The sequence below is a fragment of the Streptococcus sanguinis genome (genome assembly GCA_013378335.1).
In the GTDB taxonomy this organism is placed as follows: Bacteria; Bacillota; Bacilli; order Lactobacillales; family Streptococcaceae; genus Streptococcus; species Streptococcus sanguinis_I.
In genome coordinates, this window is sequence record CP040556.1 from 61,306 (window position 1) to 83,447 (window position 22,142).

The 22,142-nt window shown below is 42.6% G+C and carries 22 protein-coding genes and 5 pseudogenes; 26 read left to right on the forward strand and 1 reads right to left on the reverse strand.

The genetic code is table 11. The features are described from left to right. Positions 1-21: 21 nt before the first annotated feature. From FFV08_00380 to FFV08_00475, 20 genes and pseudogenes are all read left to right on the forward strand, one after another. Positions 22-927, forward strand: a complete 906-nt coding sequence (locus FFV08_00380) for a PTS mannose/fructose/sorbose/N-acetylgalactosamine transporter subunit IIC (GenBank protein ID QLB51273.1) — start codon at positions 22-24, stop codon at positions 925-927. Further along, positions 914-1,738, forward strand: a complete 825-nt coding sequence (locus tag FFV08_00385) for a PTS system mannose/fructose/sorbose family transporter subunit IID (GenBank protein QLB51274.1) — start codon at positions 914-916, stop codon at positions 1,736-1,738. The genes FFV08_00380 and FFV08_00385 overlap by 14 nt, the downstream gene beginning before the upstream one ends. Positions 1,739-1,749: 11 nt before the next feature. Next, entirely contained in the window at positions 1,750-2,154 is a 405-nt protein-coding gene (locus FFV08_00390) for a PTS sugar transporter subunit IIA (protein ID QLB51275.1), read from the forward strand. Between the two features lie 22 nt (positions 2,155-2,176). Beyond that, complete coding sequence (locus tag FFV08_00395; protein QLB51276.1) at positions 2,177-2,356, forward strand: violacein biosynthesis protein VioB; 180 nt, start codon at positions 2,177-2,179, stop codon at positions 2,354-2,356. Positions 2,357-2,464: 108 nt separating this feature from the next. Beyond that, positions 2,465-3,643, forward strand: a complete 1,179-nt coding sequence (locus tag FFV08_00400) for an SIS domain-containing protein (GenBank protein ID QLB51277.1) — start codon at positions 2,465-2,467, stop codon at positions 3,641-3,643. A 14-nt stretch (positions 3,644-3,657) separates the two neighbouring features. Next, complete coding sequence (gene lacD / locus FFV08_00405; GenBank protein QLB51278.1) at positions 3,658-4,695, forward strand: tagatose-bisphosphate aldolase; 1,038 nt, start codon at positions 3,658-3,660, stop codon at positions 4,693-4,695. Between the two features lie 24 nt (positions 4,696-4,719). After that, positions 4,720-5,766 carry a galactose mutarotase gene (locus FFV08_00410; GenBank protein ID QLB51279.1) on the forward strand — a complete coding sequence of 349 codons (1,047 nt, stop codon included), beginning with the start codon at positions 4,720-4,722 and terminating at the stop codon, positions 5,764-5,766. A 557-nt stretch (positions 5,767-6,323) separates the two neighbouring features. Then, the gene (ruvB, locus tag FFV08_00415; protein ID QLB51280.1) at positions 6,324-7,322 is read left to right on the forward strand and encodes a Holliday junction branch migration DNA helicase RuvB; all 999 of its coding nucleotides are present in this window, start codon (positions 6,324-6,326) and stop codon (positions 7,320-7,322) included. After that, positions 7,319-7,888, forward strand: a complete 570-nt coding sequence (locus tag FFV08_00420; protein ID QLB51281.1) for a nucleotidyltransferase family protein — start codon at positions 7,319-7,321, stop codon at positions 7,886-7,888. The genes ruvB and FFV08_00420 overlap by 4 nt, the downstream gene beginning before the upstream one ends. A 277-nt stretch (positions 7,889-8,165) precedes the next feature. Beyond that, on the forward strand, positions 8,166-8,588 hold the full coding sequence (locus FFV08_00425; GenBank protein QLB51282.1) for a low molecular weight phosphotyrosine protein phosphatase: 423 nt from the start codon (positions 8,166-8,168) through the stop codon (positions 8,586-8,588). A 4-nt stretch (positions 8,589-8,592) separates the two neighbouring features. Further along, the gene (locus FFV08_00430; GenBank protein ID QLB51283.1) at positions 8,593-9,006 is read left to right on the forward strand and encodes a hypothetical protein; all 414 of its coding nucleotides are present in this window, start codon (positions 8,593-8,595) and stop codon (positions 9,004-9,006) included. Further along, complete coding sequence (locus FFV08_00435; protein ID QLB53248.1) at positions 8,996-10,801, forward strand: acyltransferase; 1,806 nt, start codon at positions 8,996-8,998, stop codon at positions 10,799-10,801. The genes FFV08_00430 and FFV08_00435 overlap by 11 nt, the downstream gene beginning before the upstream one ends. An 18-nt stretch (positions 10,802-10,819) precedes the next feature. Next, entirely contained in the window at positions 10,820-11,095 is a 276-nt protein-coding gene (locus FFV08_00440; protein ID QLB51284.1) for a TIGR04197 family type VII secretion effector, read from the forward strand. 1 nt (position 11,096) lies between these two features. After that, positions 11,097-11,456 (forward strand): cingulin, encoded by a 360-nt coding sequence (locus FFV08_00445; GenBank protein ID QLB51285.1) that lies wholly within the window; start codon positions 11,097-11,099, stop codon positions 11,454-11,456. Then, positions 11,447-12,343 (forward strand): annotated as a pseudogene (locus FFV08_00450) (hypothetical protein). The gene FFV08_00445 and the pseudogene FFV08_00450 overlap by 10 nt, the downstream one beginning before the upstream one ends. A gap of 219 nt (positions 12,344-12,562) precedes the next feature. Continuing rightward, a pseudogene (locus FFV08_00455) lies at positions 12,563-13,015 on the forward strand (hypothetical protein). Positions 13,016-13,454: 439 nt separating this feature from the next. Further along, positions 13,455-13,871, forward strand: a complete 417-nt coding sequence (locus FFV08_00460) for a hypothetical protein (protein ID QLB51286.1) — start codon at positions 13,455-13,457, stop codon at positions 13,869-13,871. A 307-nt stretch (positions 13,872-14,178) separates the two neighbouring features. Next, positions 14,179-14,931, forward strand: a complete 753-nt coding sequence (locus FFV08_00465) for a hypothetical protein (protein ID QLB53249.1) — start codon at positions 14,179-14,181, stop codon at positions 14,929-14,931. A 38-nt stretch (positions 14,932-14,969) separates the two neighbouring features. Further along, complete coding sequence (locus tag FFV08_00470; protein ID QLB51287.1) at positions 14,970-15,347, forward strand: hypothetical protein; 378 nt, start codon at positions 14,970-14,972, stop codon at positions 15,345-15,347. A gap of 129 nt (positions 15,348-15,476) precedes the next feature. Continuing rightward, positions 15,477-15,575: pseudogene (locus tag FFV08_00475) on the forward strand (ABC transporter). A gap of 15 nt (positions 15,576-15,590) precedes the next feature. On the opposite strand, the gene FFV08_00480 reads toward FFV08_00475, so the two are convergent. Then, complete coding sequence (locus FFV08_00480) at positions 15,591-16,535, reverse strand: IS30 family transposase (GenBank protein ID QLB51288.1); 945 nt, start codon at positions 16,533-16,535, stop codon at positions 15,591-15,593. Positions 16,536-16,637: 102 nt separating this feature from the next. On the opposite strand from FFV08_00480, the pseudogene FFV08_00485 reads away from it, so the two are divergent. From FFV08_00485 to FFV08_00510, 6 genes and pseudogenes are all read left to right on the forward strand, one after another. Further along, a pseudogene (locus FFV08_00485) lies at positions 16,638-16,820 on the forward strand (ABC transporter). 156 nt (positions 16,821-16,976) lie between these two features. Beyond that, positions 16,977-17,477, forward strand: coding sequence for a hypothetical protein (locus FFV08_00490; protein ID QLB51289.1), 501 nt, complete (start codon positions 16,977-16,979; stop codon positions 17,475-17,477). A 69-nt stretch (positions 17,478-17,546) separates the two neighbouring features. Continuing rightward, entirely contained in the window at positions 17,547-18,158 is a 612-nt protein-coding gene (locus FFV08_00495) for a hypothetical protein (GenBank protein QLB51290.1), read from the forward strand. A gap of 357 nt (positions 18,159-18,515) precedes the next feature. Next, entirely contained in the window at positions 18,516-21,170 is a 2,655-nt protein-coding gene (adhE, locus tag FFV08_00500) for a bifunctional acetaldehyde-CoA/alcohol dehydrogenase (GenBank protein QLB51291.1), read from the forward strand. 33 nt (positions 21,171-21,203) lie between these two features. Then, positions 21,204-21,389, forward strand: a complete 186-nt coding sequence (locus FFV08_00505; protein ID QLB51292.1) for a hypothetical protein — start codon at positions 21,204-21,206, stop codon at positions 21,387-21,389. Between the two features lie 49 nt (positions 21,390-21,438). After that, positions 21,439-22,118: pseudogene (locus tag FFV08_00510) on the forward strand (beta-carotene 15,15'-monooxygenase). Positions 22,119-22,142: the final 24 nt, after the last annotated feature.

Consider the following 22,142-nt stretch of genomic DNA (forward strand, 5'->3'; position numbering starts at 1 on the left):
AAATTTTAGGAGGACATTGTTATGATACAATGGTGGCAAATTTTACTACTCACTTTGTACTCAGCTTATCAAATCTGTGATGAGTTGACCATCGTTTCGTCAGCAGGATCCCCTGTATTTGCTGGTTTCATTACTGGCTTGATTATGGGCGATTTGACGACCGGTTTGTTTATCGGTGGTAGCCTGCAATTGTTCGTTCTTGGTGTCGGAACATTTGGTGGAGCTTCTCGTATTGATGCGACATCAGGTGCCGTTCTTGCGACAGCTTTCTCCGTAGCACAAGGCATTAAGCCAGAGTTGGCTATTGCGACAATCGCAGTACCGGTAGCAACTTTGTTGACTTACTTTGATATCTTAGGCCGTATGACAACGACTTATTTCGCACACCGTGTGGATGCAGCAGTTGAGCGTTTCGACTATAAAGGTATTGAACGCAACTATCTCTTAGGTGCTATTCCTTGGGCCCTGTCTCGTGCCCTTCCAGTCTTTCTGGCTCTGGCATTTGGTGGAACATTTGTTCAAGCGATAGTAGATGGTGTTGCTGGTGTGAAATGGCTGGCTGCAGGTTTGACACTGGCTGGTCGTATGCTTCCAGGGCTCGGGTTTGCTATCTTGCTTCGTTACCTTCCAGTTAAACGCAATCTTCACTACCTAGCTCTTGGTTTTGGCTTGACTGCTATGCTGACTGTGCTTTACTCAAACATTCAAACTTTGGGTGGGGCTGTATCTAGTATTGTTGGAACTCTTCCAAAAGATGCTGCGATCACATTTGCCAACAACTTCAAAGGCTTGTCTATGATTGGTGTAGCTATCTTTGGTATCTTCCTTGCAGTACAGCATTTCAAATACAGCCAAAGAACAGTAGTTGCTGCTCCAGCTGCTAGCACAAAATCAGAAAGTGAGGAAATTGAAGATGACGAACTCTAATTATAAATTAACAAAAGAAGATTTTAAACAAATCAATAAACGCAGCTTGTTCACTTTCCAATTAGGCTGGAACTACGAGCGGATGCAAGGTTCAGGTTATCTCTACATGCTCTTGCCTCAGCTGCGTAAAATGTATGGTGATGGCACTCCAGAATTGCAAGAAATGATGAAATTGCATACGCAATTCTTCAATACTTCACCTTTCTTCCATACTATTATTGCAGGTTTTGACCTAGCTATGGAAGAAAAAGACGGGGTTAAATCAAAAGATGCGGTCAATGGTATCAAGACAGGTCTTATGGGACCATTTGCTCCTCTTGGAGACTCTATCTTTGGCTCTCTTGTGCCAGCTATCATGGGATCTATCGCTGCTACCATGGCTATTGCAGGCCAGCCTTGGGGAATTTTCCTTTGGATTGCTGTAGCAGTTGCTTATGACATTTTCCGTTGGAAACAGTTAGAATTTGCCTACAAAGAAGGGGTCAATCTCATTACCAACATGCAAAGTACTTTGACAGCTCTTGTTGAAGCGGCTTCTGTACTGGGGATCTTCATGGTGGGTGGTTTGATTGCTACTATGATCAACTTTGAAGTATCATGGGTGTTGAAGATTGGTGAAAAAGCTATTGATTTCCAAGATATGCTCAACCTTATCTTCCCACGTTTGATTCCAGCAGTCTTTACAGGCTTTATCTTCTGGCTCTTGGGCAAGAAAGGAATGAACTCTACTAAGGCTATCTTCATTATCATTATCATGGCAGTGAGCTTCTCTGCTATCGGCTACTTCCTGCTGGGACAAGTACCAGAGTAATGGAGTGATTTATGGGTAAGAAATTAGTTTTAGTCAGCCATGGTCGCTTTTGTGAAGAACTGAAAACAACTACGGAAATGATTATGGGGCCTCAGGAAGACATCCATGCAGTAGCCCTGCTTCCGGAGGAAGGTCCAGAAGACTTCGCAGCTAAATTCTTAGAAACGGTCAAAGATTTTGAGGATTACTTGGTTTTTGCGGATCTCTTGGGGGGCACTCCTTGTAATGTAGTCAGCCGCTTCATTATGGAAGGACAGGATATCGAGCTTTATGCGGGGGTCAATCTGCCCATGGTCATTGAGTTTATCAATGCATCTTTGACAGGAGCAGAAGTCAGCTATCCATCCAAGGCAGCAGAGAATATTGTTAAGGTCAATGATGTTCTAGCTGGCCTAATGGATGATGAAGATGAATAAAAGCTTGAACAATCACTTCTAGTTGGGTGAAGTCCTTGCGCTGTCAGCAGATGGGAGACTGCTGATAGGTAAGGCCAAGCCACAGTGGATGATTCAAGCATATTGGTCTAAGAGGAATTTGGGAGATGCCTCTTGGGCTAGGGAAATGGATGGTTCAGCATTGCTAAATGCAGTCGCTGTCTGGTTTGAAAAAGCTTGTTAAAAGTATATTTCAAGTCTAGCCATCGTTGCGGGGGTGGGACAGCGAGCCGAAAATCTTTGATTTTCTGGGTTCTGTCTCGCTCCCCCTTTTTTCAAATGATGGAAAGGAATGAGAAAGAGAATGTTAGATTATTCACAGGAAGAATTGCAGCGTCTGGGGGCTGACATCACAACGAGAGAAATCTATCAGCAGCCTGAGGTTTGGCAGGAAGCCTTTGACAGTTACAAGGCTCAGGCCGCAGACATCGCTGCTTTTCTGAAAAAAATCGAGGACAAACATGACTACATCAAGGTCATTTTTGCCGGAGCCGGCTCATCAGCCTATGTCGGAGATACTTTGACGCCTTATTTCAGGCAGATTTATGATGAGCGCAAATGGAATTTTAACGCTATTGCGACGACAGATATCGTGGCCAACCCCTTGGTACATCTGAAGAGAGAAGTACCGACAGTGCTGGTTTCCTTTGCCCGCAGCGGCAATTCACCAGAAAGTGTAGCGACTGTGGACTTGGCTAAGCAGCTGGTGGATGACTTGTACCAGATTACCATTACTTGTGCTGCCCAAGGCAAGCTGGCCCAGCAGGCCCAAGGTGATGAAAAGAATCTTTTGCTCCTGCAGCCGGAAGCTTCTAATGATGCTGGCTTTGCCATGACCTCTAGCTTCAGCTCCATGATGCTGACAGCCCTTTTGGTCTTTGACCGGGCTGATCTAACTCAGAAAGAAGCCAAGGTTGCGGCTCTGCTTCAGCTCAGTCAGGATGTTTTAGAACGCGTTGCAGATGTGCAGCAGCTGGTTGATTTGGATTTCAGTCGGGTCATTTATCTGGGGGCAGGGCCTTTCTTTGGTCTGGCGCATGAAGCCCAGCTTAAGATTTTAGAGCTGACAGCCGGTCAGATTGCGACTATGTACGAAAGCCCAGTCGGCTTCCGACATGGACCAAAGTCCCTAATCAACGAAGACACAATTGTTCTGGTCTTTGGCTCGACAGATGCTTATACCAAGTCTTACGATTTAGACTTGGTGCGGGAAGTGGCTGGTGACGGGATTGTCCTCAGACTGGTCTTGCTGACTGACCGGGAGGAGCAGTTGGAAGGAGTCGAGCAAGTAGTGCTAAGTACCCAAGAGCCTCTGGGAGATAGCTATCGCATCTTCCCTTACATCGTTTACGCTCAGCTATTTGCCCTCTTGTCCTCGCTCAAGGTCAAGAACCGTCCTGACACACCGTCTCCGACAGGAACAGTCAATCGCGTAGTACAGGGAGTTATTATTCACCCTCTTGGGCAGTAAGAAAAGGAAAAGTTATGCAGAAATTACAAATCAGCCACAAAAAAGTGAATCATTTGAAAAAACTATCAGACGAGCAGGGGATTATCGGGGCTTTGGCTATTGACCAGCGTGGATCACTCAAGAAAATGCTGGCCAGCGGAGAAGATGTGCCATCTGGTGATCAAGCTCTGGTTCAGTTTAAAGAATTAATCTCTAGTCAGCTGACGCCCTATGCCAGCTCCATCCTGTTGGATCCGGAGTTCGGTCTGCCGGCAGCCGAGCTGCGGGATGCTTCCTGCGGGCTGATAGTAGCCTATGAAAAGACTGGCTATGATGCGACTGCCGAGGGCCGCCTGCCGGACTTGCTGCCAAACTGGTCAGCTAGCCGTATCCGAGACATGGGCGCAGATGCCGTCAAGGTCTTGATTTACTATGATGTGGACGACAAGCCAGAAATCAACGACATCAAGCAGGCCTGGGTTGAGCGCGTGGGCAGTGAATGCTTAGCTGAGGACATTCCCTATTTTCTGGAGATTCTGACCTATGATGCTAAGAGTGACAGTGTCTTGGACGATAACTATGCCAAGCTTAAGCCGCATAAGGTCAACGAGGCAGTCAAGCTCTTTTCAGATCCCCGTTACCATGTAGATGTCTTAAAAGTTGAAGTGCCGGTCAATATGAACTTTGTCGAGGGCTTCACCAAAGAAGGAGTTGAGCCAGTCTACAGCGTGACAGAAGCCCGAGCTTTCTTTAAAGAACAGTCAGATGCGACGCACTTACCCTTCATCTTCCTCAGCGCTGGTGTCAGTGCCGAGCTTTTCCAAGAAACGCTGCGGCTAGCCCATGAAGCGGGCTCACGGTTTAACGGTGTTCTGTGCGGACGGGCTACCTGGAAGGATGCAGTTTCTGTCTTTGCCCAAGAGGGAGCTGCAGTAGCTCGAGCGTGGCTGGACGAGACAGGCCGTCAGAATATCGAGGATCTTAATCAAGTCTTGCGCCAAACAGCAGTGTCTTGGCTGGACAAGCTTGACCTGCCTTTTGAAGACAGGTCTTGGCAAGTTCGTGATTTTTAACAGGATAGATAAAAGAGGTTTTGTATGAAATCTTACCAAGAATCCATTTTTGGCAGGCTGGGAAGTCAGGAGATTCTGGCTTATACCTTTGAAAACGATCAAGGCTATCGTCTGACAGTCATGAACTACGGAGCAACTGTCGTCCAGTATGTTACTCCTGATAAGGATAATCACTTTGACAATATCGTCGTCGGGTTTGATCGGTTTGAGGATTATATTGGAAACAGCCCTAAGCATGGAGCCAGTATTGGTCCGGTGGCTGGGCGTATTGCTAGAGCGGCTTTTGAGCTGAATGGTCAGACCTTTCAGCTAGAGGCCAATAATGGCCTAAACTGCAATCATAGTGGATCAAGCGGCTGGGATAGTGCGGTTTTTGAAGTAGAGGAAGTCAGCAATGACGGGCTCACCTTTTATACAGAGCGGACTGACAGAACTGGCGGCTTTCCTGGTAATCTGAAAATCTGGGTTTCCTATACCCTGACAGAGAAGGGCGAGCTAGAAATATCCTATCAGGTCCAGACAGATCAGGATACCTTGGTCAATCCTACTAACCACAGCTATTTCAACCTGTCTGGTCGTTTCAATCAGCCCATTGATGACCATATCCTTCAGCTCAATACTGATGGTGTCTATCCTATCGCAGCTGACGGTCTTCCCGAAAAAAAGGCTGATGCAGAGCGTGACTTTGTCAAGAAGCTGACCAAGGGCGCTGCCCTTAAGGAAATTTTCGATGCGACCGATGAGCAAATTCGGCTGGTATCTGGTTTGGATCATCCTTTTGTGCTAAGCCCAAGCCGAGACCAGGCAGGGACGCTCTATCATCCAGTATCTGGCCGCCGCCTGACCATTCAGACTCAGGCGCCCTGCCTAGTGATTTATTCAGCGAATTGCGTAGATGATTCGGTTCAATTTGATGGCCAGCCTATGATTCAGCATAATGGCTTGGCTCTGGAAGCTCAGGCCCTGCCGGATGCCATTCACAGTAGCCAGCAGTCAGATGTCATTCTCAAGGCCGGTCAGATTTTCACTAGCAGGACAGTGTACTACGCTGATGTAAAAGCAACTTTATAAAGAAACAATCGCGAAAGAGCACAGAAAACGGCAGTACCTCCTTCTGTCGTTTTTCTTTGTACAGATTTCAGCGACTATGTTTTCAGTAGCTAATCTTGAGCAAGGAAAACGCCTCCACAATCAAAAACAAAATCTTTTTTGCTAACTGAATTTTACTTTAAGTTTTTCTTAAGCTAAGGCTGCTATACTTATTTTTATCAAATGAAGCCCCCTAACTTTGTTTGATAATCCTAAACTTTTTCATAATAATCTCCCATAAAGGCCACCCAATTCGGTGGTCTTTTTTTGCTCAAATTTTAGAATAAGACAGGAAGTTTATCGGATTGTAACTCAAATGTTAAATTTTAAAGGATACGTTATACAAAGTTAAGGTTTCTTTAAGTTAGGGGCAGTATACTATGAATATCAAATGAAGACCTCCTAACTTTATTTGATAGAAATCCTAAACTTTTTCATAATAATCTCCCATAAAGGCCACCCAATCCGGTGGTCTTTTTTTGTGTTCAGACGTGGATTAGATTTGCTTCCTCTGCTTTATTTTCTGCTATAATAGTTCTATGAGTAGAATTTTAGATAATGAGTTAATGGGTGATGAGGAACTGGTAGAGCGCACCTTGCGCCCCCAGTATTTACAGGAGTATATTGGTCAGGATAAGGTCAAGGATCAGCTGAAGATTTTTATTGAAGCTGCTAAGCTAAGGGATGAGGCGCTGGATCACACTCTGCTTTTTGGTCCTCCAGGTCTGGGGAAGACGACCATGGCCTTTGTCATTGCCAATGAACTAGGCGTTAATCTCAAGCAGACTTCAGGTCCGGTGATTGAGAAATCTGGTGATTTGGTTGCAATCTTAAATGACCTTGAACCGGGTGATGTCCTCTTTATAGATGAGATTCACCGCTTGCCAATGGCAGTAGAGGAAGTGCTGTACAGCGCTATGGAAGACTTTTACATTGACATTATGATTGGCTCAGGCGAGGCCAGTCGCAGTGTCCATCTGGATTTGCCACCTTTCACTCTGATTGGGGCGACCACTCGGGCAGGTATGCTGTCCAATCCTCTGCGGGCTCGCTTTGGGATTACTGGTCACATGGAGTATTATGAAGCGGACGACCTGGCGGAAATCGTTGAGCGGACGGCAGAGATTTTTGAGATGGATATTACTCACGAGGCTGCGAAGGAGCTGGCTCTGCGTAGCCGAGGTACACCGCGGATTGCCAACCGTTTGCTCAAGCGGGTCCGGGACTATGCGCAGATTATGGGCAATGGCCTGATTGATGATAAAATAACCGACCAGGCTCTCTCCATGCTGGATGTGGATCAGGAAGGGCTGGACTATGTGGACCAGAAGATTTTGAAGACCATGATTGAGGTCTACGGTGGCGGTCCGGTGGGGCTGGGAACCCTCTCGGTCAATATTGCTGAGGAGCGTGAAACAGTGGAGGACATGTATGAGCCTTACCTGATTCAGAAAGGGTTTGTCATGCGAACTCGGACTGGGCGCGTGGCTACCCGTAAAGCCTATGAGCATCTAGGATATGAGTATATGAAGGAATGATGACAGAAAAGGAGATTTTAGACCGACTAGGTCAAGCTCCAGACATCCGAGCGATTTTGGAAATTATTCGCAGTCTGGAGCTCAAGGATTCTTGGTTAGCGGCTGGATGTGTGAGGAATTTTATCTGGAATATGCTGTCAGAGCGATCAGGTTTTGATTCTGACACGGATGTAGATGTCATTTTTTTTGATCCGAGTTATGCTGAGACGGAGACGGTAGAGCTGGAAGCCAAGCTCAAGGCAGACTGGCCACAGTATCGATGGGAGCTGAGAAATCAAGCCTATATGCACCGCTATAGTCCTGGAACGGCGCCTTATAAAAATGCTTGCGAAGCCATGAGTAAGTATCCTGAGCGCTGCACGGCTATCGGCCTGCGCTTACTGGAAAATGACAAACTGGAACTTTTTGCTCCCTATGGTTTGGAGGATATCTTAAACTTTCAGGTCAGACCGACTCCTCATTTTCTTGAAAATAAGGAGCGCCAGCTTGTCTATGCTGAACGTTTGGCTAAGAAGAATTGGCAGAAACGCTGGCCGCAGCTGGAATACCACTATCCTGATAAATAGGTATAAGCTAAGAGTAAAATTTTTAAGTTATTTTAAGGAAGTTTTAAGGAATGGATATTATACTATAACTAAGTTAAGAAATTAACTTAACTCCTAAAACTTTTTTCTTTTTAAAAAATAATCTCCCTACAAAAAGCCACCAAATAGGTGGTTTTTTTGCTATTTATAGACATGAGAGGGGCAGGGCTTGTCAGTTTTCAACGAGAATCAGGAAACTGTAAACGATTCAGGGCTAGTTTTTGCCATTATTTTGTTATAATAGATAGTGAGGTATTGTATGAAGAAAATTGTATTTGTATGTTTGGGCAATATCTGCCGCAGTCCGATGGCAGAATTTGTCATGAAGAGTTTAACAGACCAACTGAAAATCGAGAGCCGGGCAACCTCAAGCTGGGAGCACGGCAATCCCATTCATCGGGGAACACAGGCTATTTTTAAGAAATATGCCATTTCTTATGATAGGAACAAGACTTCTCAGCAGATTTCGGCAGCGGATTTTGCGGATTTTGACTACATCATCGGTATGGATGAAAGCAATGTCCGAGATTTGAAGCGGATGGCGCCTGAGGATTTTCAGCATAAAATTTATCAGTTTGAAGAAGAAAGTGTGCCAGATCCTTGGTACACAGGAGATTTTGACCAAACCTATGATTTGGTCTTGGCTGGCTGCAAGAAGTGGCTAGAGCGTTTGGATGGATAGGAATATGGATAAAGTAAAAGAATTTTACGATAAATACAAGGTCTATCTGACCCGGCAGAATTTAGAACTCTTGGCTGTAACGGTCATTGTACTGTCAGCTATTCTGGTCTTTACTTCGGGGATTCCTGGTAAGGGCGTTTTAACGCTGGATCAGGGCAAGATCAAGTATGACGGGACCTTGGTTCGCGGGAAGATGAACGGTCAGGGGACTATGACTTTTCAAAATGGGGACAGTTATAGCGGTCAATTTCGCAATGGCATCTTTGACGGCAAAGGGACCTTTACCTCGCAGGCTGGCTGGAAATATGAAGGGGACTTCAGCAAGGGTCAGGCTGATGGACAAGGGAAGCTAACGACAGAAGGCAATGTCGTTTATGAAGGAACGTTTAAACAAGGAATTTATCAAAATGCGCATTAAATGGTTTTCGCTCGTCAGAATCACGGGGCTGCTTCTAGTTCTGCTTTACCATTACTTCCAGGGCGTTTTCCCTGGGGGTTTTATTGGCGTGGATATCTTCTTTACCTTTTCTGGCTTCTTGATTACTTCTCTGCTTATTGACGAGTTTGCCAAGAAGAAAGAAATCGATATCCAAGGCTTTTTCAAACGGCGTTTTTATCGGATTGTACCGCCTCTGGTCTTTATGATTTTGGTCGTTATGCCCTTTACCCTCTTGATTCGTAAGGATTTTGTGGCTGGGATTGGGACGCAGATTGCGGCTGCCTTGGGCTTTGTGACCAACTTTTACGAAATGCTATCTGGCGGCAATTATGAGAGTCAGTTTGTACCGCACATCTTGATCCATACTTGGAGTCTGGCTTTAGAAGTGCACTATTATGTTCTTTGGGGCTTGGCTGCTTGGGGCTTGGGCAAGGTTGCTAAGTCAACGGCCCGCTATCGCGGTATGATTGCGCTGGTTTCTGTAGGTCTCTTTTTGGTCAGCTTTGTATCAATGTTTGTTGGCGCTTTGACCACTAAGAATTACTCTGACATTTATTTTTCAAGTTTGACCCACGTCTTTCCTTTCTTTGCAGGAAGCATCCTAGCAACCTTGTCTGGTGTCGGCCATGTCAGCAGTCGCTTTAAGATGCTGGAGGAAAAGCTGGCTCTCAAGCAAGTACTAGGAATTATGGGGGGCAGCGCAGCTATTTTGCTTTTGCTCAGCTTCCTGCTCAAGTTTGACAATCTTTGGACCTACCTGATAGGATTCTTGATTTCGACTATTTTGGCCTGTCTGATGATTTTGGCAGCTAGGATGCTGCATGACAAGCTCCCTGATGTGAAGGAGCCTAGTGTTATCAACTTTATCGCAGATACCAGCTATGGAGTTTATCTCTTCCACTGGCCTTTCTATATTATCTTTACCCAGCTGATGAGTAATGGTTTGGCTGTTCTTTTGGCCACGCTGCTGTCTCTTACTTTTGCAGCCTTGTCTTTCTATATCTTGGAGCCAACTCTTGCTGGTCGTCAGCCAGTTATCATGGGAACCAAGATGGACCTATCGTCTCTTACTAGACCAATTTTTTACAGTATGATTCCACTGACTTTAATCATGTTCTTTATCTCGGTGACAGCACCAAAGGTAGGAGCTTTTGAGGAAAGTTTGATTGTCAACGCTCTGAATCAAGCAGACACTAAGATGCAGACAACTCGAAGTCAGGTTGATCAGTCCAAGGCGACTGAGTACAATGTGGCGGACGGAATTACCTTGATTGGCGACTCGGTTGCCCTGCGCTCTAGCGATCAATTGCAGCAGATTTTGCCAGGAATCGAGCTAGACGCTGTCGTTAGCCGCAGTCTGAGTACAGGCTTGGAGGTCTATAAGACAGCTATTGCTAATAGGGTGCTGAAGAAGCAGGTTGTTCTGGCTCTTGGAACCAATTCGTCCGGTTACTCGAATGAGCTTTTAGACGAGTATGTTTCCAGCCTGCCTAAGGGGCATCAACTGATTCTCGTGACTCCTTATGACGGTCGCTCAGAGGGTGGTGTCTTGGCTCAGCAGAGGGAGCATATGCTGGAATTAGCCAAGAAGTACGACTATGTCTTTGTGGCTGACTGGCATCAAACTGCTATTGACAATCCGCAGATTTGGGAAGGGACAGACTATGTCCACTTTGGATCGACCCCAGAGTCCATCATTGAGGGGGCAACTCTCTATGCCAATACCATTAAGCAAGCCATAGAAGAAGCAAATTCAGGTAATGTGAAACCATAAATTCCAAAAGGAGAAGAAATAATGGGACAAATTAAATCGAGCGCTATTTCAGCTGGCTCTGCTATCAGCGAGCTAGTTGGAGTTGATACTAGCAATGCACAAAATCAACAAGTCGAATTTTCCTATACAACAGGGATTGCTGGGATGGAAGCTGGCCGTCAGGCCTGCAATCAAATGCTGCAGGCTGTCAGTGACTTCAGCTCAGCTGTTCTTACTCAGGCCAATAAATTTCCAGAAATTGCTGCAAAAATTGAGAAACGCGATATAGAGGAAGCCAAGCGCTGGGAGAGTTGAGATGAAGGCAGATAAAAGCGAAAAAGAACGCCAGGCACTTTACGAAAAAATTCTCAAAGTTGACCAAAAAGAAGACGAATTTATGACAATGAAACGTCAATACGAGATTTCTCTGGCGAATTTTGCGACGGATTTCCAGTATTTGGCGACCCGAATGGAACATCTACTTTATGAGCATCCGCAAAATACTGCTGCCCTCAGTCGAGATTTAGCAGAAACTCAGTATCTTAACCGACAGGTTAAGAACTATGTGGATGTTCAGATGGATGAACTGGGAAAGATTAGTCATCAAGCAAGAAAGACTATGGAAAAAGAGCGAGAAGAACTGACCAAAGAAAGGAATAGTCTGCCATGGGAGTAAAATATAGTGCAGCGGATTCAGCCCAGCTTATCCAAGCGATGACTAGCAACCTGCAAGTAGCCAATCAAGTGACCGATCGTCTATCTAGTGGCTGCGACCATCTGATTGCCTCTTTGGAGTCGGGTGAGTTGCTGGGAGCGGCTTACACAGCGGGGAAAGGCTTATTTACCGAAGTGATCATCCCCTCCATCAAGAAGCTGCAAGAGGCTATTGATGATATTCAGGGGGAGCTTGCCTCTTATAAAAGTGCCGATACCGAGGTGGCCAAATACGGCGAGTTAGATTTGGAGTTATTGAAAGAACAGCTGAAAATAAAACAGGAGATGTTGGAGAAAACCCAAGCTCAGTTGGCGGAGTATCAGTCTCTGTCTCGCCGGATTAGCGATGGATTTACAGGGAAATTAGCTGACAATTTGTCCAAGACGATTGCTCTGACTGAGGTGGAAAACCAGCTAAATATCGGTATTCAGGAAATTCAGGAAAAAATTGACAAACTGGAATGGTTTGTGGCTCAGGTGTCCCAGTATTTCACAGATAGTCTGCAGGTTTTGAACTTAGCTATTCAAGGAGCGACGCAGCTTAGTCAGGTATTGGTAGACAGTGAGGGTAATTACTCTACTGATGGCATAGATATGAGTTGGTCTGCTAAGATGAAGGCTCAGAAGATTCAGACTGTTTCAAAGAGTGATTATCGAACACCACAAGAACAGGCTATAGACAAGGCTGTCAAAGATATGAAGTTATCTGGTGCTGCTGAAATCTATTACCGAAGTAAGCTCGCAGAGAAGCTGCAGGGCAAACCACGTTCTGAATGGAAGAAGATTATTGCTAACTTTAATAAAAATCTTAAGACAGATAAAGGGGAGAATCTACTGGATATTTTTAATATGACCCGAGCTGAGCTTGAGGAAAAGTATGGTGACAAGATTCAGGCCTATGAACATTTTTTAAACACGGGATATACTGATGTATCTATTGCAACTATGAGTCAGGATGCTCTTAAATTGATTATGGCGAGATATGACCAAGTAAAAAGTGATCATCTAGGCTTGAGTCCCACAGAATTAGCTAAGGTTGATCCAGCTTTTAAGAAAAAAATAGATGGTATGAGCCAAGAGGAGATAGAAAAAGAATTTCCTGAGCTCAAAAATGCAATTTCTCAGGCACATATAAATACATATAGCGGTATATTCATGTCAGAGACTGAGAGGGCTAATCGCAACTATGCAATTGATCGTTACTTCCTAATGGACAGTCAGAAATTACTTAGCTGGCGTGATCCTAATTACACGGCGAAGTTCAATCATTACATCCTTGAAGAAGGGATTAATCCAATTACACTTGAGCCTGCGACAGCCGAAGAAATCCAAACAGCTGAATGGTATAATCGCATCCATCCTATCACTGAAACACTTAGCTGGGGAACTGCCTTGTATTCTGCTTATGTGGGGTATAACCAGTACTACAATAAACCATATACAACAATCCCCGAAGCTTTTGGCAAAGGGAAAGGTTGGATTAAAGGGAAAATTCCAAGTATGGGGAGTCAGCCGGTGGTCTCGGACGTTAATCCAGAAGGAGGTATTAATAACAACATTGCAAAAGAGCCAATTAGCAGACCTACTTGGAGACAATCTGAATTGGATGTCGGAAAAGATTACGAGGGATATGACGCTCAAAAATCATTTATTAATGGAGAAGAAGTTCCTTATGGTACTAAAGGAAGTGTTAGACCGGAATTTTATAAAAACGGTCATAGCGTAGAAGTTAAAAATTATGATATAGAAACTTCTTCAGGTAGAAACAGTTTAATAAATAACGTGAGTAGTCAGATTAAAAAAAGACTCACAAATTTACCAGAAGGTACCGAACAAACAGTTGTTATTGATGTAAGAGGTCAAGAGTATAATTTAGAAATACTCCGAGATATTAAAAATAAAATTATAGAAAAATCAGGCTATAATGCTGAAATTCTATTCAAGAGAGAGTGAGGAACTTATGACAGTCGGTTTAAAAGTAGATTTATATTGGTATTCTATTGGAACAGGAGATTTTCTCCACTCGTTTTTTTCAACAATTTGTGTTCGTTTAGAAAATAATGTTTGGGGAAGTAGATTTCCTGTTTTGATGAATGAGTTATATAGTGGAAAGCTAGATCCACAACAGTTGGAGGAGGCTTTACGTGAATTGGAAACCATCCAAAAGGAATTAGAAAGAATTAATCCTGATCAAGTTGTTTGGGATAAGGAAGATAGAAGTAAAATGCCTCCTTGGGGTGACAATATCAGTCCAGATATCAAAGCGCTATCAGATTATTTTGTGACAAGCAGTGGAAAGAATCTAATTTCTGTGATAAAAAGAGCTTTGTTAGATGCTATAGATGAACAAGTTGAACTTGAAATAAAGAGTTTATGAAATGTCATGACTGATTAGAATTAAATATTTTATGAAGAAACCAATATAGATCCATAAAACTATTACACGGCTTGGGATTGATCAGGTCGTGTAATTATTCAAAAGAAATCTCTGTATCAAAAAAATAGCTAAGGTTGATCCAGCTTTTAAGAAAAAAATAGATGGTATGAGCCAAGAGGAGATAGAAAAAGAATTTCCTGAGCTCAAAAACGCCATTTCCCAGGCTCATGTGAAACCATTTGGCAGTTTAGGCATGTCAGAGACTGAATGGGCCAATCATCGCTATGTGACAGACCGTTATTTTTTAATGGACAGTCAGAAATTACTTAGCTGGCGTGATCCTAATTACACGGCGAAGTTCAATCATTACATCCTTGAAGAAGGGATCAATCCAATTACACTTGAGCCTGCGACAGCCGAAGAAATCCAAACAGCTGAATGGTATAATCACATCCATCCAATCACTGAAACACTTAGCTGGGGAACTGCCTTGTATTCTGCTTATGTGGGGTATAACCAGTATTACAATAAACCCTATACAACAATCCCCGAAGCCATCGGCAAAGGAAAAGATTGGATCAAAGGGAAAATTCCAAGTGTGGGGAGTCAGCCGGTGGTTGAGGTTAAAACCTACACTATGGATGATTTGGCGAATCTTAAACATACAGAGAACTTTACAGAGAAGTCTAAGATTCACATTTTTGAAGGTGATTTAAATAGGAGAGGACAAGCAGGTGGCTATCATTATGATATGGTAGAAGGGACTTCTGGAAATGTCATAGAAGGTACTAAAGGCGTTTTAAATGATACTGGGGTTTATGAAGCAAAGGTAGAAGTTGATGGGATTCCTAAAAAAGCAAATGGAGGTTATTCAACCTTTTTCCCAGATAATATGAGCCCACAGGAGGTTGTGGATGCCATTAATGAGGCATATGAAATAAGGCAATTTAAAGTAAAAACAAGGAATACTTACGAAGGATTTAGCAAAAACGGAATGAAGATTACGATGTATTTGGACTCTGATGAAAAGATTATTTCAGCTTTTCCTAGCAAAGAATAGTTAAAACATTGAATTATAAAATGAGAAAGAGGAGAAAAATGGTAAAAAGAGAATACGATATATTCAAATATCAAAATAATAGTATTAGCTTAATGATAAGTTTTTTTGATCCCTATTATCAAACCTTATGTGAATTTTTTGATACAGAAGTCCATAATTTTTACCCCCATATTCAAAAAGAATTAGAGGCGGTTGTTACTGGTCAAAAAGAAGAGTCAGACTTTGGCGGTAATATGCTGAATATCGATATAGGCAAAGAAGAAACAGAAGTATACTATCAAATGGATGATGAAAGTCTTGGGGAACCTTGCTTTATTTCAACTAATGAACTATATAAATTAGTTATTGAGTGGAAAGAAATGGAAGAAAAAATGCACAGAGGGGAAGATATTTTTCCTGTGATTTTAGAAGATTAATCTAGTATAAAGAATTTTAGGGTAGGATGCTTTCCTTGCCCTTTTCGTCTTGTAGATTTGTTGAGCAACAAGGTCCTAACTTTGAGCAAAAGCTTTTTGAATATATCTCTAGAACAGGAAAATATTAGTATGTTAGAAACAGTTTTAAAAGCAATTGATAATTTGTTATCAATAATTGACCGATATAAGATTAAAAACATTCATCCGCAAGTAGAGGATTTAAAGTATTCCTAAATTGTCAAATTAAGTTAGACTTTTCAAGTAACTCAGAAAAACTTGGTATGGTGTTTGATAATTTAAAGATTTCCTAGGAATTCTATTTCTTTTATCAGCGATAGCTGATAAATAATTTTGAGAAATAGCAGTAAAATCCATTTGTTTCGGTAATCCATTTCGTCTTAATAAGCCATTAGAATGTTCATTGAGGCCTCTTTGACCAGGACAGCCTGGATCCGCAAAGAAAATATCAATGTCATGCGCATTCGAAATAGACTTCCAATTAGAAAATTCTTTCCCACAATCAAAAGTTATCGACTTAAAGAGATGGCTGGGGACTTGAGACAACCATTGATTGATGGAAACCTCAATATCACTTGCTTTCCGTCCATTAGTTTTCAGTGTGATGATGGCTTTTGAGAGGCGTTCTACCAAAGTAATAACCGCACTTTTGTGTTTCTCGCCAACAATGGTATCCCCTTCTAGATGACCAAATTCTGTCTTAAAATTAGGATAAATGGCTGCTCTCTCACGTAAATCTCTGCGAAACGCTTGTTTTCCTCGTTTTTCGCTATGACCATTTGGTTTTCTTTTGCCTTTCCAAGGGAGATCCTCTTTCTTTAGAATACCACGGTCTGCTAGTCGATAGAGAGTTCTCATAGAACAAGAAATCCTATCTGGATAAGCTCCCTTAATGACATCAAGGCTCCAGCTTAGATTTAAATGAGTTTGGATAAAATCTTTTTCTGCTTGTGTAAGCCTTGTTTTATTCCTGCCACAGCGTTTCTTATTGATTTTATATCGGTTATAGTAATCATAAGCAGAGTGCTCCTCTTTCAGATAGTTGATGACATTGTAGATGGTCTGTTTTGATCTTCCAAGAGCTTTTAGAATATCTGTAACTTTTATACCTTCTTTGTAGTAAGCCTCTATCATTACAAGCTCGTTTGTGGTAAGATGTGTATAGGTCATTTATGTTAGTTCCTTTCAGACAAATGTGGTGTTTATCTGAGCCTAACATAGATGGCTTTTTCTGTCTAGCTTAATTTTACAAATTGGGATTTAAAAAATTTTTTGAATACCAATGACGAGCTAAGTACAAGGGAAAAATTTACTCTTTATCAAGAACTTTTTCCACCACGCGGTGGTTTATCAGATATTCATTATTGGCATAACGACTTTGGAACAAGAAAAACAGTTAATGAAGTCATATCAGATTCAACGAAAACAATTGCTGATTATTTGCTGGAACGGTAACAAAATAATTTAATGGTGACGATGAATTCAAGAATTGACATTTATATCGTAAAAAATATTTGGATGATGAACAGATTCCCATCAGAAAAGAAGTAGAGATCACGATGTATCTAGACTCTAGTGAAATAATGATTAGCAAAACAGAAAGAATCAAATATGTTGAAATTAAGTCAATCAATTAATGCCACTTATAACGTTGAGGTGGATTACTATACTCCTCTTACGATTGAGGTTTCAGGAATTCCTTCGTATGCAGAAAAGAATTATTTTCGTTTAGTAAAGGAAAATAGTTTACTCGAAATAGGCATTGATATAGAGTCTCACCAATTAATGAATATTATTTTAGTCCAAATTTCATGTGCAAGTTTAGTTAATCAAATAGTAGTAAAGGAAATAGCTGATAAACAAGGTTGTCCTGTTTTCCAAAGTGATATTTCATTCACAAATGGCCTGCATGATATAAATCAGTCTTTTGATGTATTTTTATCAAGAGAAATTTTGAAGATTCAGTTAATTGATGTGGAAGAAACATCTTATCTAACGAATGGTCGAGTAAAATTAAGTTTTTCTCAAGATGGAAGACTGGTGAGTATTTTATTGTTGGATTTAACAGATAAAGAATACTCAGATCTAAAAGATAGTTTTAAACTATACTAAATATTTCTATTTGTAAAAAAATTAATTGTTTATCCACGGCGAACGTGTTTATGACGATGAGGAAGATGAGTGAGATTATATATTAAAGGCGATTATACAAAAAAGATACCTTATGGTTATCTAGAGCTTGCTGGTAAAATGTGGTTTCCAGAAGAAAAGCCAGTATCGTACTCAAATGCTGGGAATAATGATGCATTACAAGAAGATTTTTTCTCAAATTTATCATTGAGGAAAAGCGCTGCGGATAAGAGATGGTCTAGTGTCCCCCTAAAGGAAGGGGTACGAAGTCTCTTTTCACATATTGAGGAATGTATTGAAATCAATTTTGAAGATGCATTTGCTACGGATTATAACGAAAAGGGAGACTATCTCCGTATTTTAACCACCCATCTAGAAGTTTTGACAGTTGATAAACGAGCCATGTACATTATGGCGCTTGAGATTGCAAAGGTTATTGACGGGCAAATTAGCGAGGATGATAAGGCTAGCTGGTTGACAATAGAGGAGTTTAAAAGAAAACATGAGGCTATTCTATCTCTAACGTTTGAAGAAGCAAATGAGCTGAGCTTGGAGGAAATTCAAACGATTAATGCTATTGACGATCCTATCTGGGAAGAATTGGATAGAAAACGCGAAGAATACATCAAAATACACGGTGAACGTGTTTATGACGACGATTGAGATTATCATTAAAAATAGAAATGAAGGCTCATCTTTTAGATGTTTATAAAGTAAAGATCAGCTCGGTCCATCCGAGCTTTTTCGCTCAATCAAAGGAAAGCGCTTTCGTATATTATGTGAAAACAAAAGTATGTGAAATCTCTAAAAAATAAAAAAAGTTTTTCACAAAATAGACAAAAATAATCTGGCAAATCAGCGCTTATTGTATAACATTCACAAAATAACAGGAAAAAGTTTGTGAATGTCAAGTGAAAGTGTTTACAAAAATCATTAAATAGGTTATAATTAAATTGTGAAATATTTAACAAAGGTTAGAGTTCTTCGTCTAACCTAAGGCAAAACCATTGGAGGAATAGAATGGCTGAAAAGAAGAAAACGGTAGAACAAGAAGACAAGGCTTTGGCAGCGCAAAAGCATGTCGATGAATTGGTGCAAAAAGGTCTGGCTGCACTAGAGGAAATGAGAAAGCTGAATCAGGAACAGGTGGACTACATCGTAGCCAAGGCCTCTGTAGCAGCTTTGGATGCTCACGGTGAGTTGGCCCTGCACGCTTATGAAGAAACAGGCCGCGGAGTTTTTGAAGATAAGGCAACGAAAAACCTTTTCGCCTGTGAGCACGTTGTGAATAACATGCGTCATACGAAGACAGTTGGCGTTATTGATGAAGATGATGTGACTGGATTGACCTTGATTGCAGAGCCAGTGGGTGTTGTCTGCGGTATCACACCGACTACCAACCCGACTTCAACAGCGATTTTCAAATCTTTGATTTCCTTGAAGACTCGTAATCCGATCATCTTTGCTTTCCACCCATCTGCTCAAGAATCCTCTGCTCATGCGGCACAAATCGTGCGTGATGCAGCGATTGCAGCAGGTGCGCCTGAAAACTGTGTGCAATGGATTACACAACCATCTATGGAAGCAACTTCTGCACTCATGAACCACGAAGGGATTGCGACTATCCTTGCGACAGGTGGTAATGCAATGGTGAAGGCAGCTTACTCATGTGGTAAGCCAGCTCTGGGAGTTGGTGCCGGAAACGTACCAGCTTATGTGGAAAAATCCGCTAATATCCGTCAAGCAGCGCATGATATCGTTATGTCCAAGTCCTTTGACAATGGTATGGTCTGTGCCTCTGAGCAAGCCGTTATCATTGACAAGGAAGTTTATGATGAATTTGTAGAAGAATTCAAATCTTATCATACTTACTTTGTAAATAAGAAAGAAAAAGCTCTCTTGGAAGAATTCTGCTTCGGTGCTAAGGCAAACAGCAAGAACTGTGCTGGTGCTAAGCTCAATCCGGATATCGTTGGTAAGCCAGCTACTTGGATTGCAGAGCAAGCAGGCTTCAGCGTGCCAGAAGATACGAATATCTTGGCTGCAGAGTGTAAAGAAGTTGGTGAAAAAGAGCCATTGACACGTGAAAAACTGTCACCTGTCATTGCTGTGCTCAAATCTGAATCTCGTGAAGACGGTGTTGAAAAAGCCCGTCAAATGGTAGAATTCCATGGTCTTGGTCACTCAGCCGCTATCCATACAGCGGATGAAGAATTGACCAAGGAATTTGGTAAGGCTGTTCGTGCCATCCGTGTTATTTGCAACTCACCTTCTACTTTCGGCGGTATCGGGGATGTTTATAATGCCTTCCTGCCATCACTGACTCTGGGCTGTGGATCTTATGGTCGCAACTCAGTTGGTGATAACGTTAGTGCTGTGAATCTCTTGAACATCAAAAAAGTAGGAAGACGTAGAAATAATATGCAATGGATGAAACTCCCTTCAAAAACTTACTTCGAGCGTGACTCTATCCAATACCTGCAAAAATGTCGCGATGTGGAACGTGTCATGATCGTAACAGACCATGCTATGGTAGAGCTTGGTTTCCTAGATCGTATCATCGAACAACTCGATCTTCGTCGTAATAAGGTTGTTTACCAAATCTTTGCAGACGTAGAGCCAGATCCAGATATCACAACCGTTGAACGCGGTACAGAGATTATGCGTACCTTCAAACCTGATACAATTATTGCACTTGGTGGTGGTTCGCCAATGGACGCAGCTAAAGTAATGTGGCTCTTCTATGAGCAACCAGAAGTGGATTTCCGTGACCTTGTTCAAAAATTCATGGATATCCGTAAACGAGCCTTCAAATTCCCATTGCTTGGTAAGAAGACTAAGTTTATCGCAATCCCTACAACGTCTGGTACAGGTTCAGAAGTAACACCGTTTGCCGTTATCTCTGATAAGGCGAACAACCGTAAATACCCAATCGCTGACTACTCATTGACTCCTACTGTAGCCATCGTAGACCCAGCTTTGGTATTAACAGTTCCAGGATTTGTCGCTGCTGATACTGGTATGGACGTATTGACTCACGCAACTGAAGCGTACGTATCTCAAATGGCCAGCGACTACACTGATGGTCTTGCTCTTCAAGCAATCAAACTTGTCTTTGAAAACCTGGAAAGCTCTGTTAAGAATGCTGATTTCCACTCTCGCGAAAAGATGCATAACGCTTCGACTATTGCTGGTATGGCCTTCGCCAATGCCTTCCTGGGAATTTCCCACTCTATGGCCCATAAGATTGGTGCTCAGTTCCATACGATCCACGGTCGTACCAATGCGATCTTGCTACCATACGTAATCCGCTACAACGGTACACGTCCAGCTAAGACAGCGACATGGCCTAAGTACAACTACTACCGTGCGGATGAGAAATACCAAGATATCGCACGCATGCTTGGACTCCCAGCGTCTACTCCGGAAGAAGGGGTTGAATCTTACGCAAAAGCTGTTTACGAACTTGGTGAGCGCGTAGGTATCCAAATGAACTTCAAAGCACAAGGAATCGATGAAAAAGAATGGAAAGAACATTCACGCGAATTGGCCTTCCTTGCCTATGAAGACCAATGTTCTCCAGCCAATCCACGCCTTCCAATGGTTGACCACATGCAGGAAATTATCGAAGACGCTTACTATGGCTACAAGGAACGCCCAGGACGCCGCAAATAAACGAGCAGCTTCCTCAATAAAAAATAAGACAGTTTGTTGGTCATCCCCTGCCCTTTGGTGGGGGATTTTTCTAGGTCTCTTAGCCAGGCAAGACCTCTGGTCGAAGCCGAGTTTAGAGACATTGATGCTGAGGAGTGGAGCGACGGGGGTGCTAGGCCTCTTGACGAAAGGACCTTGCTGGGGTACAAAGACGTAAACCTTCTGACTACTTGTGATTGAGTGAGCTTTTGTGCTAAGATAAGGGGACAATGGAAAAAAGGAGACCAATGTGATTTTTTTATCTTTATGGGCTGGGCTGTTGAGTGGTCTTTGCTGGTTATTGGGGATATTCTGTTGGTTGGCTTTGAGGTAGACAAGGAAAGCTATGCCTCTTTTACGGAGCAGAGTCGGATTGGCAATAAGAATCTGGCTATGCTGATGCTTTCTGGCTCTGTCGGTCGGCTGCGTCTGGGCGCTCTGGTGGCTAACTTCTCAATCCCTCTTATGTTAGTCTCGCTTTATGCTCTCTTTGGTTTGACAAATAAGGGCTTGTGGGCCTATCTGTCAATAGCCTTGTTAGGAATTGGATTTGCCCTGTCGCCGGTGGCACACGTGGCCTTTTACTACGTTGGAATCATCAGCAAAAAGGCTTATAAACGAAGCAAAGGACAGGTCTGCTCAGACGAAGATAGCGGGCTTATCAATGAAGCAGTACTTTTTCTGGATCTGACCTGGAGGACAGCTATCGCTCTGACCGGTCTAGGCTGGCTCGTTTACTCACTGCTAATAGTTACCGGTCAGACAATATTACCTGCTTATCTGGGGCTGCTGACGCCTTTACCTCTCAGTCTGTTGACTATCTTACTAGTAGAAAAGCTGAGAATCGGGCGCCCCTACCTTAACGGAGCTGGCCTAAACATAGGATTTAGTTTGTTCTATTTACTGCTTCTGCTTCATATAGGTTCTTAGGCAGTGAATCGGTAAAATTTCAGA